Below are 1,651 nucleotides of genomic sequence, written 5' to 3'. Positions count from 1 at the left end.
ACACAGTAAGACTTCTATGGGGCAATGGAAGTCAAGCCCTTTTCGCGATCCATCTTTCTGTCAGTTATCTCCCATTCGAGAGCGTGACAGGTTATCCACGGCCGGCCGGCGGGTCGCCTGTCACGACCACGACGCTGGTCGGCGGTGGATAACCTGCCCGTTCAGATGTTTTGCATTCCTCCATATCAAGCGAGAACAGCAGTGAGGTCGGGGTGTCTGAAGTCCGGACAGTTGACCGGACCAACTTCTATCCGTGCCGGTCACCAGACCGGTCACCACATACCGCATGCGCAAGGCGCTGGAACCACCCCTTACGGACGCGCCCCATCTAGAACTACGGTTACCTCGGAAGGTAACCCTCTTACTGTCCGGGCGCGCCAAACCTTCAAACGCTGTTGCCGCTCGACGTTAGCTGTTCAGGTCGCCGTCACCTTGTTTGCAGGCGGCTTGAGGGTTGCCCCGAGGGGAATCTCGCCGAATTCAAGATAGCGCCATAGCGCGACCGACAGACGTCTGGCAAGTGCCACAATGCCGATGCGTCGCATACGTTTGCCGCCGCCTGCAAAGCGCACGTTGAACCAGTCGCTTAGCTGGCTGCTGCGCTGGAAGCGCAACCAGCTCCACGCCAGTTCCACCATCAACCATCGGGCTCGCTTGTTGCCGATCTTGCTGATGCCCTGCTCAACTTCACTGGTACCGCTGGCATAGGGCGTCGGGGCCAGGCCCAGGCAGCCAGCCACTTCGCGGCGGTTGTGAAACTGTCGCCAGCCGAACAGTTCCCTGACCAGGACCCAGGCACTGCCGGTGCCGATACCCGCAAGGCGCGCTAGCCGCGCAATCGCCGGTTGCGCGCCGCTGCGAACCTCATGCTGCTGCAGTGACTCGAGCGTCCTGATCTGCCGGGCAGCGAGCGACAGCCGCTCACATTCGCGTTCGATCTCGGCGCGCAGGGCTGGCAACAGCTGCGTGGTGTGCTGCGCCCACCAATGCGCCCACGCGCGGCCACCGATTCGCTCGGGCCGCAGGTTGTGGAGTACCAGCAGCGAGCGGATGCGGTTGCTATGGGCAGTGCGCTCCTGGCGCAGGCGATCGAGCTCACGGTGTACCCGCCGCTCATCTTCCTGTTCGGGAGTCGGGATGCGCGCGACCGCCCACACCCGGCGTTCACCAGCGTAGTAACGCATCAGCATCGACAGCAGCTTATCGCTGTCGAGACGGTCGGTCTTGGCGCGGCGTCTACGCCGGTTCACTTCGATACTGGCTGAATCCACCACCAGGTTCGTGATCTGATGTGCTTCCAGGCAGCGGTGCAGCCAGAAGCCGTCGCGCCCTGCTTCATAACAGCTGCGCACCGGAGCATCGGCGGCCAGATGACAGCGCACCTTGGCCTTCGCAATCGCCGTGAAAACTGCGGCCGTATCGCCGGCGGCCACTGTGCAGCGGCTCGGTGCCCGGACCCCATCGCCCAGCGAGAGCTTCCAGCTCCTGTCACCCAGCTCAAAGGCGACATACAGCGATCCGGTGATGGTTGTAACCTGCCCGTGAAGGGCCGTGCGAGGCGCATTCATTTGCGTACTCCTCCTGGAAAACGGGGTTTGTGGCTCCCGTTTTACACCTGAGGCTTTATTCGTGCTGCCCACATAGTATCTAG

Annotated in this window: 1 protein-coding gene; it reads right to left on the bottom strand. The window is 62.1% G+C overall.

What is annotated here, in order from left to right; genetic code table 11:
- Positions 1-416: 416 nt before the first annotated feature.
- On the bottom strand, positions 417-1,568 hold the full coding sequence (locus FSO04_RS45685; protein WP_154567995.1) for an IS110 family RNA-guided transposase: 1,152 nt from the start codon (positions 1,566-1,568) through the stop codon (positions 417-419).
- Positions 1,569-1,651 lie beyond the last annotated feature (83 nt).

This window comes from Paraburkholderia madseniana, from assembly GCF_009690905.1.
In the GTDB taxonomy this organism is placed as follows: Bacteria; Pseudomonadota; Gammaproteobacteria; order Burkholderiales; family Burkholderiaceae; genus Paraburkholderia; species Paraburkholderia madseniana.
The sequence above is the reverse complement of the archived record's forward strand: the minus strand, read 5'-3'. Positions and strand labels throughout refer to the sequence as shown.